Here is a 16,958-nt window from a genome sequence, read left to right as displayed (position 1 = left end):
CTGGACTAATATTCAACATCACCAAAGTATGAATGTAAACAAACAATGTGATGGAAAATAAAGTTTGGTTATTTTATGAAAATGTAAAAGCCATTTCCTTTATTGGATTTGGCTTTTCAATTTTAAACAGTATGAATTTGAAAAGATTATATTAAGATAAAGAATTAAAATATAATGATACAAAATACTTATAAAATTATTCGTGTTTTAGAAAAATAATAAGAAAAAGGTGTTTAAAATAGAATCATTTTCATTAACAGTTCAAGTTTTGAAGAATAGTGCATACAATATAAAGTGTTTTCCTTTCTTCATTTAAGTTTTACGTATATAATTTAAAAGTACTATTTTTATTTTATTATTTTATATTTATAACAGAATAGAGGTTTAAAAATGGGTGTTAAAATCATTACGGATAGTGCGGCGGATTTACCAGTAGAATTGCTGCAAGCATATGATATTGATTTAATTCCACTCCGTGTATATGATGAAGCAGAAACAGAGTATTTAGATGGAGTAACATTAGAGTCAGTTACATTATTGCAAAAAATGAGAGAAGGCGCTGTTTATAGAACGTCATTGCCTTCACTTGAAACGTTCCAAGAAAAATTTGTTTCTTATGCAAAAGAAGGTAATCCTTGTATATATTTAGCTTTTTCATCTGAACTGTCTGGTACATATCAATCATCAGTTGTCATTAAAGAGGAAGTAAAAGAAACATATGCTAACTTAGATTTAGAAATTATTGATACGAAATGTGCTTCGCTTGGTCAAGGTCTTGTCGTTTTAGAAGCTGCTAAAATGGCAAAAGACGGCGCATCAAAAGAAGATATTTTAAAGCGTGTTGATTTTCTAATGAGCCATATGGAACATATCTTCACTGTAGCTGACTTACAGTACTTAGTGAGAGGTGGACGTTTAAGTAAAGTCGCAGGATTTATCGGTGGTTTACTAAACATTAAACCGATCTTAAACGTGGAAGAAGGAAAACTTGTACCACTTGAAAAGGTACGAGGGAAAAAGAAAGTATTAAGCCGTATTGTTGATATTATGGAAGAACGTGGTAAAGACCTTAAAGGTCAAACAATCGGTATGACTCACGGTGACGATTTAGAAACAGCGGAAGCATTAAAATCATTAATTACGGAAAGATTTGGCTGTGAAGTATTTATCGTAAATACAATTGGTGCAGCAATCGGTGCACATACAGGACCTGGCGTTATAACGTTATTTTTCTTAAATGAAGTAGAGTAAAGGATTGATCTTTTGATCAATCCTTTTTTATTTTTTAATCTGTGATAATCGGTCGATATGGTATTGATGAAGATAAAATCTTTGAAGTTTTCCTATATCAAATGCAATCTTGTAGAGGGATTATTTTTTATATGTGTAATGATACTTAATGGTAGAAGAAAAGAGTATAAATAAGAATATATTTATAGGAATTTAAATATTTGAAGATATCAAAATTTTTCCATTTCATATATAATTGTGTGTGGAGAAATATCTGTAACTATTTGTAAAAATAGGAGGCGACTATAAAAATGCAAGAAATTGCTAGATGGGATTTAAATCGCTTGTATTTGAATGAGGATATGCTATTTCCAATTTTGGAGTTGAAAGAGAAATATTTTGTAACAAAAGATGTAGAGGTTCTTTCAAAGCTAATACAAGCTATTGAGAAAACAGAATACTATTTGTACTGTAGATCAGTTGAAGAAAGTGTACCATCTGACCTTACTAAATTGACCGTGAAAGTGAAGGAACTAAAAAATGAATTACAGCAAGTAATAAAACATAATGAAGTGGAAACTTCAGATAATACTAAGTTAATAAAAGATGAGCTTAATGCTTGGGAAAATATGTACATACAATTACGGGATAGGATAGAAATAGAGCACAATAATAAACAATTATCCTTTGGACAAGCAAATACTATTGCAATGAATAGTGATAATGAAAAGGAAAGATTAGAAGTATTCGAGTTACTTACAAGTACTTTACATAAGGAAAAAGAAATCTTTGCTACTGTATTAAATCAAATAGGGAGATTGCGTAATGCAAAGAGTAATGAAATAGAAGATAGAGAGATTTTAACACAATCTTTTCATGCGAATGGCATTTCAGAAACTGTATTATTCCAAATGTGGAATGCGACAGAAGAAAACCTTGATAAATTAGTAAGTGCTTTAAACGTGTATAAGAAAGGAAAAGCTTCAATTACATGGCATGAACTTATGACGGTAAAGGAAAGTAATGAGATCATGATTCCTTTTTCAGTAGCAGTACAAAACGTTTATGATGCATGTAAGAATATTGATCAAGAATTAGCAGAATTTGCACGTAATGCGATAGAAAGTGGATGGATAGATGCTGAACCGAGAGAGAATAAACCACCAGGTGGGTTTTGTGCTCCATTTTTCAGTGAGAAAGAATCGAGAATCTCCATGCGTTATAATGGGAGTATAGATAGTGTAAGAGTGCTCGCTCATGAATTAGGACATGCTTGGCATTTTTATAATATGAGTTTTGAACAATCTACATCTTTTTTAGATGATTATTTGCCGATGAGTACGGCTGAATCAGCATCTATTTTCTTTGAAACGGTACTCTTAAATTATCTAATTGAAACAACGGATAGTAAAGATATGAAAAAGTCATTACTTAGCTGGAAAATAAGAAATAGTTTTAATTATGTAATGGCAATACGAGCATCGTATCAGTTTGAAAAAACATTTTATGAAAAATGTAAAGAGGGTCCATTAAGTGCTGATGAAATTGAGAAATTATCTATAATGGCACAAAAAGAAGCTTATGGAAAAGCTTTAAGTGAATACCAGCCGTTTGTATGGATGAAATATATTCAATTTTATATAGCAGATGTTCCTTTTTACAATTATCCATACACGTTTGGATATTTAGTAAGTTTTAGTTTATTAGAAATAGCTCAAGAAGGTAAAAGTACTTTTCATTCGAAATATAAAGAGTTCTTACGAGAAACAGGAAAGGCTCCAGTAGAGGAGCTTATGAAAAAACATTTTGAAATAGATATAAGAAATTATGAATTTTGGAATAAAGCTTTTATTCAAATTTCTAAAGACATTGATGAATATTTGCAGCTTATATAAGGGGAGAGTATAGTGGATCAACAGTTTATAAAAGGTATACCTTTTTCAACTTTAGAATATGCAAAAGCTATAAGTTTATTAAAAGGTTGGGTACATGAACAACAAGAGAAACCAAGGTTTGTAGTAACTGCAAATCCTGAAATTGTTATGTCTGCAAAGGAAAATACGGAAAAATCAAAGGAATTTAAAAAGATGTTACTATCTGCGGATTTAATAACAGCGGATGGGATTGGTGTCATAATTGGCTCGAAAATATTAAAAGGAAGTTTGAAAGAACGTGTTACTGGGGCGGATTTAACTCACGATTTAATAAAATATTGTAACGACAATGAATATCGTGTCTTTCTTTTTGGAGCTGCGCCAGAAAGTAATAACAAGGCATTAGAAAAATTAAATGAGCAGTTCCCAGGAGCACAATTTAAAGGACAGCATGGATTTGTAAATGGTGAAGAAATAGAGGAAATAAAAATGAAAATTAAGCAGTTCAAGCCGCATTTACTACTCGTAGGACTAGGTTCACCAAAACAAGAAGAGTTCATCTATGAAAACATACAAACATTAAACGTTCCGCTATCTATTGGTATCGGAGGCATGATTGATATAATATCTGGTACTGTAAAAAGAGCACCAAAAATAATGAGGGATACTGGAACTGAATGGCTGTATAGGTTACTCTCACAGCCGAAAAGATTAAAGAGACAACTTGTACTTCCGAAATTTTTATTATCGGTTATGTCTGAGCGGATTAAAGGGATTAATTAATAAAGGGGACTACATACATGAACAGAATCGGCATTATTGGAGCAATGCAAATTGAAATAGATTTACTTTTAGAAAAACTAGTTATACAAGAGGAACAGACAATAGCGGGAATGCCTTTTTATATTGGAGAATTCATGGGAACAGAAGTAATTATTACACGTTCTGGTGTAGGGAAAGTAAATGCAGCTGCATGCGCGCAAACATTAATTCATAAATTTGATGTAGACTCTATCATTAATACGGGCGTTGCTGGTGGATTACATTCAGATGTAAAAGTCGGCGATATAGTTATTTCAACGAATGTTACTCATCATGATGTAAGTAAAACTCAAATGAAAAACTTATTTCCGTTCCAAGAAGAATTTATTGCAAGTAAGGAATTGGTAGAGTTAGCACGTAAAGCTTGTATTAGTAGTAGTTTACAGATTGCAGTTCATGAAGGAAGAATTGTCAGCGGTGAATGTTTTGTTGAAGATTCAAAGTTAAAGGCGAAATTAATAGACGAATACGCACCTCATTGTACAGAAATGGAAGGGGCAGCAATTGGACATGTTGCCTATATAAATGATATACCGTTTCTCATTATAAGATGTATTTCTGACAGCGCAAATGATGAAGCTCAAATTTCTTATGATGACTTCGCGAAAACTGCTGCGAATTATTGCTCAGAAATTATTATTGAGATGCTTAAAAATATATCTGGTAAAACCATAGTCCAAAAGGAGAGATAGGAATGTTACAAGCATTAATTTTTGATATGGATGGTACGTTATTTCAAACAGATAAAATTTTAGAATTATCATTAGATGATACTTTTGATCACTTAAGATCATTACAATTATGGGATACAGTAACACCAATTGATAAATATAGAGAAATTATGGGTGTGCCGTTACCGAAAGTTTGGGAAGCTTTATTACCGGACCATTCTATTGAAATAAGAGAACAAACAGATGCATATTTTTTAGATAGACTTATTGAAAACATAAAAAGCGGAAAAGGCGCTTTATATCCAAATGTAAAAGAAATATTTACATATATAAAAGAAAATAATTGTTCCATTTACATTGCTAGTAATGGTTTGAAAGAATATTTACGAGCAATCGTAACTTATTATGCTTTAGACAAGTGGGTGATTGAAACGTTTAGTATTGAACAAATACAATCGCTAAATAAAGGTAACTTAGTTAAAAGTATTATGAACAAATATGATATAAAAGAGGCAGCGGTAGTTGGTGACCGGCTATCTGATATAAATGCAGCGAAAGACAACGGTTTACTTGCAATTGGGTGTAATTTTGATTTTGCGCAAGAAGATGAACTTGCTCACGCTGATATAGTAATAGATGATTTAATAGAGTTAAAGCGGATACTGCCTGCTGTACAAAGATAAAAAGTTTTTGCATTTTTTCCAAGTCCTATATGTCTTATTTTATGGAGGGAATATGATTAAAAATAATTTTAAAATTAGTAATATTCCTGCGGTTTTATGGGGAGATAAGAGTGATAAAATTTTTATTGCAGTACATGGAAATATGTCAAATAAGGAAGATACAATTATTCAAATATTAGCTGAAGAAGCCAAACAAAAAGGTTATCAAGTATTAAGCTTTGATTTACCTGAGCATGGAGAAAGAAAAGATGATAATACGCCTTGCAAAGTACAGATTTGTGTTAGTGAATTATCTATAATTATGAATTATGCAAAAGAACATTGGAAAGAAATAAACGTGTTTGCATGTAGTATGGGAGCGTATTTTAGCCTTTTAGCTTATCAAAATGATGTGGTAGAAAAGGCATTATTTTTATCACCAGTAGTTAATATGGAACGAATTATCGAAAATATGATGAAATGGTTTAATGTAACACCAGAGCTTTTGCAAAAAGAAATGACTATAGAGACACCTATTGGTCAAAAGTTACATTGGGATTATTTATGCTATGTAAAAGAGCATCCTATTAGTACATGGAATACAGATACATATATTATGTACGGAGCTAAGGATGAGCTGTGCGAATTTGAAACTATTAACTATTTTACAAAAAAACATCGTTGTGAATTAGAAGTTATGGAGACGGGTGAACATTACTTTCATACTGAAGAACAGTTGAAAATATTTGAACAGTGGTTACACAAGCATATCAATTAACAAATTATAATTTAACTTATACCTGCTAGAGAAGAATGGTGAATTTATAAACTGATATTATATTTGAGAGACATTATAAATGTATATGTATTCATTTAAGTAAAAAGGTGCTTTAGTTCAATAAGAATTACACAACTTTAAAGAGCCTTACCACACACTAGATTGTAGCAAGGCTCTTATATTTTCATAATAAAATTAATTAACTGTATTATCGATTTACATATGAAGTGAAGTATATGCATACTATGAATTAAATAAAGTAACAACCATAAAAATGCTCAAAATAAATGATTCTCGAGCATTTTTATGTATTTTCGTACTTAGGGGGAATGGACTTGAAAGATATACATATTCAACAAATAGAAAATTTAATGGAATATGAATTCAGTCATCTCGTTCAAGACAGTGAAGAAGAAGGGTTTAATTTCCTTATAAGACTAATAAATGAATATAAACACAAAGTAAATGTATTCAATAAAACTGGAGAATGTTTATATGGTATTTTCCAAGGGGATATGTTAATCGGAGTTGGAGGTTTAAATAAAGATCCGTACACAAAAGACAATAAGATTGGGCGGTTGAGGAGATTTTATATTTCCAAGGATTATCGGCGTATAGGGTTAGGGAATTTATTATTAAATCAACTATTATGTCATGCGGAAAAGTATTTTGAAGTGATTGTTTTACATGCTGACACGAAGCAAGGGGATGTGTTTTATACTGCAAATGGATTTGTGAAAGGGGGATTATATAAGGGATCAAGTCACTACAAAGTATTATAGAGATTGCTATCCAAACAATAGCTACGGAAAGGTATTTTCGTTGATAAATCGATATATCTTAAAAAATCGCTGATATATATGAAGGTGCGACCCTTATATTAGAAACAACTTTTATAATTTCATTTACCAAATTGTTATTATAAAAAAGAGCACCTTAGCTTTTAAAATTTAGCTTATAAGGTGACTCCTTTTCAGTCAATTACGTTTTAACCTTCATTTGTTTCAATAATAATCCTGGTTTACCTTTTACATAATAAAAATGCGGATTATTTTCATCATCATAAAGCATAATATAAGGCTTTTCTTTTAGTGGGAGTAGTATAAGTACTTCGTCTATTGTAGTGTGTAACCATTGATTAGTAATAGAAACCGGCTTAGATAAAGGGATTTTTATCATATAGCCATCTTTTGGAACGACATTTAAGTTTTTAAATGGACCAGTAATTGATTTAGCGTATTGAACTGCTTCTTTTTGGATTACTGGATCTAAAGATTGTTTTTGAATGACCATTTCTTTTTGACAATCAAATACTTCAATTTGTTGATTTGTATTTGCGAACGCATTTGTTGATAATAGAAATAGAAGAAGAGAAATGACCCCGATTTTTTTTATCATAGTACAACACCTCACCATTACTATCCCCTCAAAAGCTTTAAATATTTTTCTGTCACATTCATGTAACAAAGATGTTGTATGATACAATTGGTTTTTGTTTAAAAGCAATGGAGGAAAAAATATGAAAGTTTTAATTGCAGATGACGAACAAGATATGTTAAGGATTTTAAAAGCTTATTTTGAAAAAGAAGGCTTTGAAGTATTATTAGCGAAAGACGGAGAGGAAGCACTTCAAATATTTTATGATGAAAAAATTGATTTAGCTATTTTGGATTGGATGATGCCGAAACATAGTGGTATTACTGTCTGTCAGGAAATAAAAAAGAATTCAAGCGTAAAAGTATTAATGCTTACGGCGAAAAGTGAAAGTGAAGATGAATTAGCAGCGCTTCAAAGTGGGGCAGATGAGTACGTAAAAAAACCATTTCATCCAGGAGTACTAATTACACGAGCGAAAAAACTTATTCAGCATGATGATATTATTCAAGTACAAGATGTAAAGATAAATTTCGCCAAAAATAAAGTATATAAAAATGATATAGAGTTAGAAATTACAAAAACAGAGCTCGAATTAATAAAATGCTTTTTAAATCATAAAGGAACAATTTTAACTCGTAAAAAATTGCTAGATATTGTCTGGGGATTTGACTATTTTGGAGAAGAGAGAACGGTTGATACACATGTAAGAAGGCTACGTAAAAAAATTGGAGAAAATATTATTAAGACGCATCGTGGGCTGGGTTATAGTTTGGAGGAACAAAGTGAATAAACTTGGGAAAAAGTTATTTTTAAGTATTTCTGCAACTGTTATTCTCATCTTTATGATTTCATTATTATTCATTAACAATCTCTTACCGAACTATAATATTTATAAAACACGTGAAAACTTAAATAAATTTACAACACAAATACAAAATACAACAGTGGAAAATATAGAGGATGTTATTCATACAATTGAAAGTGAAAATAACGTTACAATTGCGTATACGCCAATTAATCAGTCGGAAGATGCTATGAACGACGCGTTACGCATGCAACTTACGAAAAAGAAAGTAACGTTAAATAAGCTTTGGATTACGAAAGACGAAGTTATGAAAGTGAAGACGGAAGGGCAATCGAATAAACTGTACGATCAAGGAAAGGTAAAAGCGAGTTTTTTTGCTAAATATATTGCGAAAGATGATACGATAATTTTAATTGGGACTTCCATTGCGAATTCAAATGAAATTATAAATACGTTAAATACATTTTACTTATATATCCTATGTTTCTCGCTCCTTCTTATTATTTTACTTGTGTGGATACTTTCAAAAATAATAACGACACCACTGAAAGAGTTAAGTGATGTGGCTCAGGATATTTCACATTTGCAGTTTAAAAGAACGAAAGTGAAAACGAATGATGAAATAGGAGAGTTGGCCAATAGTATTAATATCATGAGTGAAAAACTACATGAAGCACATCAAGACTTAACTGATCGTAATGAACATTTAAAACGATTTATGGGTGATGTAACGCATGAATTAAAGACACCGATCGCATTAGTAAAAGCATACTCTATGGGGATTAAAGATGGATTAGATGATGGGACTTATGTAGATACAATTATTAAACAAACAGATCAAATATCAAACTTAATTGAAGAACTATTACGATTTTCTAAACTAGAAAGAGATATTTTACAAAAAGAAGAATTCCCCATTGAACCACTGGTTCAGAGTATATTAGATAAGCATCAGATTGAACTGGATTCGAAAGAAATTAACTTGCAAGTAAATGGTAATGCGGGCGATACAATCGTTTATGCAGATTTAAATAAAATGAGAATGGTGTTTCAAAATTTAATTTCTAATGCGATAAAATATACAGCAAATCAAAACATAATAATTACATTAGAAGATAGAAATAAAAGTATATATTTCCAAATAAAAAATGGCATTCCTACGGATAAAATTAAGGATATCGAGAAAATTTGGGAGCCTTTTTATGTACTAGAATCTTCTCGTAGTAAAGAAAAATCAGGTACAGGATTAGGTTTAGCGATAGTGAAAAGTATTTTAGAAAGGCATGGTTTTGAATATGGAGTTTCCTCTATAGATGGAGAAATTCAATTTTATATAAATGTGAAAAAGGACTAATGAAAATATTAGTCCTTTTTGCAGCTTTAGAGATTAGCGATACAGGATGAATCACCATAATTTTCAAAATTGATGTATTAAATGGAGAATTAGCAAATGTTCTACTTTCATTAAATTCACGTGAAGTTCACAGGAAAACGTTATATTTACATAGTTATATTTGAATTTAATGAAGTGAGGTATTCAGATTTGAAAAGAAAGAAATTAGTAATTGGTAGCATTTTAATGGGTATGACGTTATCTTTATCTGCATGTGGTTCATCAGATAATATTGTAACGACAAAATCAGGAAGCATTTCAGAAAGTGATTTTAACAAAAAATTAAAAGAAAACTACGGTAAACAGAATTTATCTGAAATGGTAGTAGAGAAAGTATTACATGATAAATATAAAGTTACGGATGAAGAGGTAACGAAACAACTAAAAGAATTAAAAGACAAGATGGGCGATAATTTTAATACATATATGGAATCCAATGGTGTGAAAAATGAAGATCAGTTGAAAGAGAAATTAAAGCTTACTTTTGCTTTTGAAAAAGCTATTAAAGCAACCGTAACGGAAAAAGATATTAAAGATCATTATAAGCCAAAGCTTCAAGTTAGCCATATTTTAGTAAAAGATGAAAAGACAGCAAAAGAAATTAAAGAAAAATTAAATAGTGGCGAAGATTTCGCGGCATTGGCTAAACAATATTCAGAGGATCCAGGTTCTAAAGAAAAAGGTGGGGAACTATCTGAATTTGGACCTGGTATGATGGTGAAAGAATTTGAGGATGCTGCGTATAAGTTAGAAGTTGGTCAATTGAGTGAACCTGTTAAATCTTCTTTCGGATATTATATTATTAAGCTAACGGATAAAAAAGAGCTTAAACCGTATGAGGAAGAGAAAGAGAATATTCGTAAAGAATTAGAACAGCAACGTATACAAGATCCTCAATTCCATCAACAAGTTACTAGAGAACTGCTTAAAAATGCAGATATAAAGGTATCTGATAAAGACTTGAAAGATACCTTTAAAGAGTTAGAAAAATAATAAATGGAATGTAAGGCAAGCGATAGAAATATCGGTTGTCTTTTTCTCTATTTATCCCGCTATTTGCCGGGCAGTAAGACCCCACCTCAAAATTAAAGCAAAGAAGTGGCCCTGCTGATCGTAAACGCCCAATTGGTGAGGGCTGATTAAAGTTTCACTTTATAAAGAAGGAGGAAGTGGGAAAATACTTTCATACCTGCATTAAATTTTACTTAATAAGAAATCTTTGAGTTTCTCAACTTTTATATAAAATAAAACTGAATTTTCAGTTATTTTGTTATATAGTAAAAGAGAACGAATAAGGGGAGGGAAGATTTTGAGTAAAAAGAAAATGGCAATTACACTGTCAGCAATGCTATCTGCAACAATTATACCTAGCTTTACTATGGATGTGCATGCAGAGAAGAAGGAAGAGACTAAAAGTACGAAAATTGAATTAGAAAATGGGATGACAAAACCGATTTATTCTCTCGATGAAGCTATTATCGAAAATTTATATGTAGAGACAGAAGTTGATAGTGATCGAGACGGTAAGAAAGACAGAGTATCGATAAAAGTTATGCGTCCAAAGACAGATCCGAATGTGAAAGTTCCTGTTATTTATGAAATGAGTCCATATCGATCTGGATTAAAAGATGTTCCTGTATATAATGTAGATGAAGAATTGTATGCGTATGAAGGAAAACCGTATGGAGCGGTTAATCTTGGTTCGTATGGGAACTATTACGTGCCAAGAGGTTATGCAGTTATTCTAGGCGAAAGTATCGGTACTGGAAAATCAGATGGATGCCCTACAACTGGAGATGAACAAGAGATACTCGGGACAAAATCTGTTATTGATTGGGTAAACGGTCGCGCGAAAGCATTTACAGAACAGGGTGAGGAAGTTCAGGCAAATTGGTCTACAGGAAATGTAGGTATGACTGGAGTTTCCTATAATGGTACTTTACCAAATGCTGTTGCGACTACTGGAGTCGAAGGTTTAAAAACAATTATTCCAATCGCAGCAATTAGTAGTTGGTATGATTATTATCGTGCAAATGGTGCAGTCATTGCTCCAGGCGGATATCAAGGGGAAGATACAGATAATATGGCAGAAGCAGTACTGACAAGGGAAAACCCTGAAGTTTGCGGACAAGTTATAAAAGAGTTAACGGCTGGACAAGACAGAAAAACAGGTAATTATAATGATTTTTGGGATAAACGTAACTATGTAAAAGATGCTAAAAATGTAAAAGCGAGTGTATTTGTTGTTCATGGTTTAAACGATTGGAATGTTAAAACAAAACAGTTCGCGCAATGGTGGGAAGCACTTGGAGAAAATAATGTTCCTCGTAAAATGTGGCTACATCAAGGTGGTCACGGTGGGACATCAAGTAATAACTGGCAGCAAACACAAAATAAATGGTTAGATTATTGGTTGTACGGAATTGAAAATGGAATTATGGATGAACCAATGGTTGATGTGCAAAGAGAAAATAAAACGTGGCAAAAGATAAAAAATTGGCCAGATCCAGCAGCTGCACCTTCAAAAATCCGTATGTATTTAAGCAATAAATTAGTCAATTTGCCACTAAGTATGGGATCGGCTAATAAAGTTTTCTCATTCTTAGATGATGCACAAATAAAATCAAACCAATTAGTAGCAAATCCAGAATTAGAAGTAGCAAATCGATTAGTATATACAATGCCTGTACTGCAAAAAGATACGCGTATAAGTGGTACACCAAAGATTTCAATTACAGGAAATATTGATCGATCTGTATCAAATTTAACAGCATTACTTGTTGACTATGGAGGAGCGAAGCCGGAAATCGTAACGAGAGGCTGGATGGATCCACAAAACGTAAAGAGTATAGAAAATTCAACAGCGATTCAACCGGGCAAAGATTATACATTTACATGGGACATGCAGCCAGATGATTATGTATTTAAAGTGGGGCATCAAATCGGAGTTGTTTTAATTGCAAGTGATTATGATTATACAATTAGACCGAAAGCTGGCACGAAACTTACAGTGAAATTAAGTGAAGTGACATTGCCGATTGTGAAATAAATATTTTTTCTAAAGAGCTTACTAAAGTAAGCTCTTTAGAATGTAGTCTGAATTTTTAATTTTTATATTTCAAATTGGAAGGGTATGTAATACAATATCATTATATTCTATGGAAAGTGAGTGATATATTATGATAGTCAGCTCTTTCGAAATCTCATTAAAATTAGAGGTACAGGAAGATTAGTTGAATTGAAATCTTCCGTACGTAAAAACGGAGGAGAAAATAAATGTTTAGCTTTTATAGTACACTTTGTACGGAACTGTATGATTACACAAAACCAGTCGGTTATTCTTTAAATGGTGATATTGAGTATTACAAAGAACGTTTAAAAGGTTGTAGAGGAAGAATCCTCGAAGCTGCAGTAGGTTCAGGGCGTGTCATCATTCCGCTTCTAGAGGCTGGTTTTAAAGTGGATGGGATAGATTATTCAACTGAAATGCTAGATTCTTGCCGTAAGCGCTGTAAAGAGAGAGGCTTACATCCTAATTTGTATGAAGGAAGCTTGCAACAATTTTCACTTCCGCATAAATATGACGCAATTATCATTCCTACTGGATCTTTTTGTTTAATTGAAAATCGTGTGGATTCTATAAATGCATTGAAATGTTTTTATGAACATCTTAATCCAGATGGACAATTAATCGTAGATATTATGCTTCCGCATGACTGGAAGACTGGAGAAATTCATACATCGACTTTCTCTTTGCCGAGTGGAGACGGAATCACATTAGAAAATAAATCAATTGAAATAGATTGGCTGGACCAAGTTACTGTATCATATTTGAAATATGAAAAGTGGAGTAAAGGACAGTTAGTACAAACAGAACTACAACGCTTTGCGCTGCGCTGGTATGGAATAGAAGAGTTTAAACTTCTTTTAGAAAATATAGGTTTCTCAAACATTACTTGCTCTGCTGAATATGTTTATGAAAAAGAACCGTCAAATGCAAATCAAATGATTACTTTTGAAGCTGTGCGAAAAGAATAGAACTAAAACTATGAATAAAAAATAAGGCAATCGATTAAAAATCGGCTGCCTTATTTTTAATTTTATGTAGTGGTTTATAGAGAAAGATTGGAGGGAAATAAATGAAACTTATATTAATATTTGGCCCACAAGCAGTTGGAAAAATGACAGTGGGGCAAGAATTAGCAACATTAACCGGTTTAAAACTTTTTCATAACCACATGACAATTGATTTAGTAAGTCCAATTTTTGATTACAGTACGAAAGAAGCAAAAAGACTAGTAAGTTTATTTCGTAATGAAATATTTGAAGAAGTATCTAAAAGTGATTTATCTGGAATGATTTTTACGTATATATGGGCATTTGACCTCCAAGCGGATTGGGATTATATACATCATGTAGAAAGTATTTTTGAATCAAAAGGTGGGACAGTGTATTTTGTAGAGCTGGAAGCGGAATTAGATGAAAGATTAGAACGAAATAAAAGCCCGAATAGATTAGAACATAAACCGAAAAAAAGAGATATTGAGTGGTCTGAAAATAATTTGAAAGAAACGATGAAAAAGCATAGATTAAACTCTCTTCATGGTGAAATTGAAAAAGAAGAGTATATAAAAATTAATAACACGTATTTGAGTGCAAAAGAAGTAGCGGAAATGATTAAAGAGAAGTTTCAATTGTGAAATTTTTGAAGTCTATTTCGTTTTCGTTGTCCAAGCATTCTCCTACTAATTACATATACTATTTATGTTAAAGTCGGCTACTATTTTATATAGGGCTGTTATTTTCCTATAAATGCTATTTTAGTGAATTGGGAGGAATCAATTTGGAAAACGTAGAACAAGATAGAATTGAAAATCAAGTGTATTCAAATCGTGTAGTAAGATCAGAATTTGATTCGAATTGGGAAACTTGTATATCAAAGAGTGGTTATGTAATTTATGTAGCAACAAGTAATAATGCTGAAGTAATAGTGCTTCTTGCAGATGGTTCAAGTAAATTATTAATTTTCGAAAAAGGCGGTAAAGTAGTAGTTGGTGGCGGTGGAACAAGTCATTACAGTAAGCCGCATATTGCAAGAAATATTTAAGATAGAACATGTTAATTAAGAAGAAGCTGGAAAACGGTTGTCATTCATGTTTAGGGCATGATAGACGAACCGTTTTTTATTTGTTTATAAATTTAGAAGAACTTCATTGATTACAAATACATCAGGATGAGCAGCGAAATTAGAAGAAAACTTGGCGGGTAATGGTACAAAATATTATGTAGGTTTGCAAGAATCTTATAAGCGATATAAAAAAGCATTTCCTATTTGGGGAAACACTACTTCTATGTTATAGTATAATAGTGTTTTTAGATGGTGCTATTTTAATATATTTATAATTTTGTTATGTATTATTTTTATATTAAATAAGCGTCTAAAGTATTTTTTTATATAAGGAGTAATAATTAGAGAAATGAAAAATATAGACTTTATACTAGAAAGTGATGAGGCATTAAAACCGTCTGAACGATTAGTACTATTATTATTAGAGAAGCATAGAATGCTATATACGAACGATCTATTGGCATTATCAAATTTATCATATAAAACATTAACAGATTCATTAACGGCGCTAGTTTTAAAATCGTATGTGTTAAAGGAAACAGGTAAGGGAAGAAGACAGAATTGCTATAGATTAGTTTGATAAGGCAGCTGTTTTAGAGACTTTTACATATGTTTTTTCAATCGTAAGGTGGAAGTGTGTTTTTTGTTTTCAAACGAAAAATTTACTATAAGAGGGTTTAAGATAGTATCGTTTCATTTTTGTAAATGTAATTATTTCATCATTGAAAATACAAAAAATAAAATAAACAGTATAAAAAAGAAATAAAAAAAACAATCCATTTTAAAAAGGGATTGTTTTTTTATTGGAATAATATTATTTGATATGTTGAAAGCATAAATAGCAGAATAAACATTACCTGTTTTAGTTCATGAAACTGAACAAATATGATGAAAACTATGTGTATAGTTTTTTGCTTGCTTTTTCAGTAACTCTAATGAAATCATGGTCTTCATTGTTTAAAGGCAGTATTTTTAACATTATTGCTTATTCAGCCATTAAGCACAAAAAAGTAATATATATAATATTATTATGTAAACTTAAGATTTTAAAAGGAAAATATAATAATTAATAGAACATGTAGAAGGAGATGCTTAAATATTTTGAAGGATGGGAGATTATTATGGAGCATTTACAATCAATAGCACAAGCTGTTATAAGTGGTAATAAGGAAAAAGTAGTGAAGTTTATAAAGGCGAGTCCAAGTATTGTTAACGAATGTAGTGAAGATGGCTGGACACCACTTCATTTAGCAGCTTATTTTGGACAGAAAGAAATAGCGAGTTTTCTTTTAGAAAGCGGTGCAGATTTACATAGTAGAGCGAAAAACGAAAATGAAAATACACCTTTGCAAGCGGCAATTGCGAACAAGCAAAGTGAACTTGTCGCTTTCTTAATTGAAAAAGGATCAGATGTAAATATTATGCAAAGTGGTGGCTGGACAGGACTCCACGAAGCAGCATTATTAGGAAATGAAGAAATAATTATGTTGCTCCTTAAAAATGGAGCTAATAAGATGATTAAGAAAAATGATGGGAAAACAGCGTATGATATTGCATTAGAAAAAGGATATAATCACCTTTTACATCATTTGAAACAGGAAGTGAACTTATGATGAATAAATGGAGTGTTGGTATATTTTTATTTAATGAAGTAGAAGTGTTAGACTTTGCAGGGCCATTTGAAGTTTTTTCTGTGACTGAGGTGAATGAAGAAAAAACATTTACTGTTTATACAGTTAGCGAGAATGGGGAAATGATTACAGCAAGGAATGGATTGAAGGTACAGCCAGATTATAGTATTGAAAATTTACCACCAGTGGATATTTTAATAATTCCGGGTGGACTAGGTGCTAGAAAATATGAAATGAAAAATGAAATAGTAATAAAATGGATTCGCCAACAAATGAAAGAAGTAAAGCTGATGACTTCAGTTTGTACAGGAGCGCTATTACTGGCGAAAGCAGGTTTACTGGAAGGTTTAAAAGCAACAACACATTGGGCTAGTATTGAAAAGTTTAAAAATGAGTTTCAAAATGTTGAAGTTATAGAAAATGTAAAGTTTGTAGATGAAGGACATATTATAACATCTGCCGGAATTTCAGCTGGAATTAATATGGCATTTCATATTGTGAAAAACTTGTTAGGTGTGCATGTTGCGGAGGACACAGCGAAGCGAATGGAGTATGATATTAGTTTGCCAAATTAAAAAGCCCGGATT

At 31.6% G+C, this 16,958-nt stretch carries 18 protein-coding genes; 17 read left to right on the top strand and 1 reads right to left on the bottom strand.

Annotated features, from left to right (window positions below; translation table 11 throughout):
- The first annotated feature begins 390 nt into the window (after nt 1-390).
- The 7 genes from NST90_RS13930 (at nt 391) to NST90_RS13900 (ending at nt 6,819) form a co-directional block, all read left to right on the top strand.
- Entirely contained in the window at nt 391-1,251 is an 861-nt protein-coding gene (locus tag NST90_RS13930) for a DegV family protein (RefSeq protein WP_000538278.1), read from the top strand.
- Between the two features lie 290 nt (nt 1,252-1,541).
- Entirely contained in the window at nt 1,542-3,125 is a 1,584-nt protein-coding gene (locus tag NST90_RS13925; RefSeq protein WP_046392819.1) for a M3 family metallopeptidase, read from the top strand.
- Between the two features lie 12 nt (nt 3,126-3,137).
- Complete coding sequence (locus NST90_RS13920) at nt 3,138-3,887, top strand: WecB/TagA/CpsF family glycosyltransferase (RefSeq protein ID WP_046392818.1); 750 nt, start codon at nt 3,138-3,140, stop codon at nt 3,885-3,887.
- A gap of 17 nt (nt 3,888-3,904) precedes the next feature.
- The gene (locus NST90_RS13915; protein ID WP_001079723.1) at nt 3,905-4,618 is read left to right on the top strand and encodes a 5'-methylthioadenosine/adenosylhomocysteine nucleosidase; all 714 of its coding nucleotides are present in this window, start codon (nt 3,905-3,907) and stop codon (nt 4,616-4,618) included.
- A gap of 2 nt (nt 4,619-4,620) precedes the next feature.
- The gene (locus NST90_RS13910) at nt 4,621-5,280 is read left to right on the top strand and encodes an HAD hydrolase-like protein (RefSeq protein WP_283748160.1); all 660 of its coding nucleotides are present in this window, start codon (nt 4,621-4,623) and stop codon (nt 5,278-5,280) included.
- Nucleotides 5,281-5,332: 52 nt separating this feature from the next.
- On the top strand, nt 5,333-6,037 hold the full coding sequence (locus NST90_RS13905) for an alpha/beta hydrolase (protein WP_046392817.1): 705 nt from the start codon (nt 5,333-5,335) through the stop codon (nt 6,035-6,037).
- Between the two features lie 287 nt (nt 6,038-6,324).
- Nucleotides 6,325-6,819 carry a GNAT family N-acetyltransferase gene (locus tag NST90_RS13900; protein WP_141557666.1) on the top strand — a complete coding sequence of 165 codons (495 nt, stop codon included), beginning with the start codon at nt 6,325-6,327 and terminating at the stop codon, nt 6,817-6,819.
- A gap of 199 nt (nt 6,820-7,018) precedes the next feature.
- On the opposite strand, the gene NST90_RS13895 is transcribed toward NST90_RS13900, so the two are convergent.
- Entirely contained in the window at nt 7,019-7,435 is a 417-nt protein-coding gene (locus NST90_RS13895) for a hypothetical protein (RefSeq protein WP_000591772.1), read from the bottom strand.
- A 121-nt stretch (nt 7,436-7,556) separates the two neighbouring features.
- Here NST90_RS13895 and NST90_RS13890 point away from each other — a divergent pair, with 121 nt between their 5' ends.
- The 10 genes from NST90_RS13890 (at nt 7,557) to NST90_RS13845 (ending at nt 16,946) form a co-directional block, all read left to right on the top strand.
- The gene (locus NST90_RS13890) at nt 7,557-8,204 is read left to right on the top strand and encodes a response regulator transcription factor (protein ID WP_000865979.1); all 648 of its coding nucleotides are present in this window, start codon (nt 7,557-7,559) and stop codon (nt 8,202-8,204) included.
- On the top strand, nt 8,197-9,573 hold the full coding sequence (locus NST90_RS13885) for a HAMP domain-containing sensor histidine kinase (RefSeq protein WP_046392815.1): 1,377 nt from the start codon (nt 8,197-8,199) through the stop codon (nt 9,571-9,573). The genes NST90_RS13890 and NST90_RS13885 overlap by 8 nt, the downstream gene beginning before the upstream one ends.
- A gap of 189 nt (nt 9,574-9,762) precedes the next feature.
- On the top strand, nt 9,763-10,605 hold the full coding sequence (locus NST90_RS13880; protein WP_283748161.1) for a peptidylprolyl isomerase PrsA: 843 nt from the start codon (nt 9,763-9,765) through the stop codon (nt 10,603-10,605).
- A 316-nt stretch (nt 10,606-10,921) separates the two neighbouring features.
- Nucleotides 10,922-12,661, top strand: coding sequence for a Xaa-Pro dipeptidyl-peptidase (locus NST90_RS13875; RefSeq protein WP_046392814.1), 1,740 nt, complete (start codon nt 10,922-10,924; stop codon nt 12,659-12,661).
- Between the two features lie 227 nt (nt 12,662-12,888).
- Nucleotides 12,889-13,650: a class I SAM-dependent methyltransferase gene (locus tag NST90_RS13870; protein WP_046392813.1), complete on the top strand. Its 762-nt coding sequence runs from the start codon at nt 12,889-12,891 to the stop codon at nt 13,648-13,650.
- Nucleotides 13,651-13,751: 101 nt separating this feature from the next.
- Complete coding sequence (locus NST90_RS13865; protein WP_000767062.1) at nt 13,752-14,312, top strand: AAA family ATPase; 561 nt, start codon at nt 13,752-13,754, stop codon at nt 14,310-14,312.
- 143 nt (nt 14,313-14,455) lie between these two features.
- Entirely contained in the window at nt 14,456-14,719 is a 264-nt protein-coding gene (locus NST90_RS13860; protein ID WP_000432429.1) for a hypothetical protein, read from the top strand.
- Nucleotides 14,720-15,089: 370 nt separating this feature from the next.
- Entirely contained in the window at nt 15,090-15,320 is a 231-nt protein-coding gene (locus NST90_RS13855; protein WP_000789031.1) for a hypothetical protein, read from the top strand.
- A 541-nt stretch (nt 15,321-15,861) separates the two neighbouring features.
- A complete protein-coding gene (locus tag NST90_RS13850; protein WP_000400684.1) occupies nt 15,862-16,353 on the top strand; it encodes an ankyrin repeat domain-containing protein in 492 nt (163 codons plus the stop codon).
- Nucleotides 16,350-16,946, top strand: a complete 597-nt coding sequence (locus NST90_RS13845) for a DJ-1/PfpI family protein (protein ID WP_000981435.1) — start codon at nt 16,350-16,352, stop codon at nt 16,944-16,946. Before NST90_RS13850 ends, NST90_RS13845 begins: the two co-directional genes overlap by 4 nt.
- Nucleotides 16,947-16,958 lie beyond the last annotated feature (12 nt).

The organism is Bacillus sp. FSL E2-8900, from assembly GCF_037966225.1.
Taxonomy (GTDB): Bacteria; Bacillota; Bacilli; order Bacillales; family Bacillaceae_G; genus Bacillus_A; species Bacillus_A cereus.
Note: the sequence above shows the minus strand (reverse complement) of the source record. Positions and strands in the feature narration are given on the sequence as shown.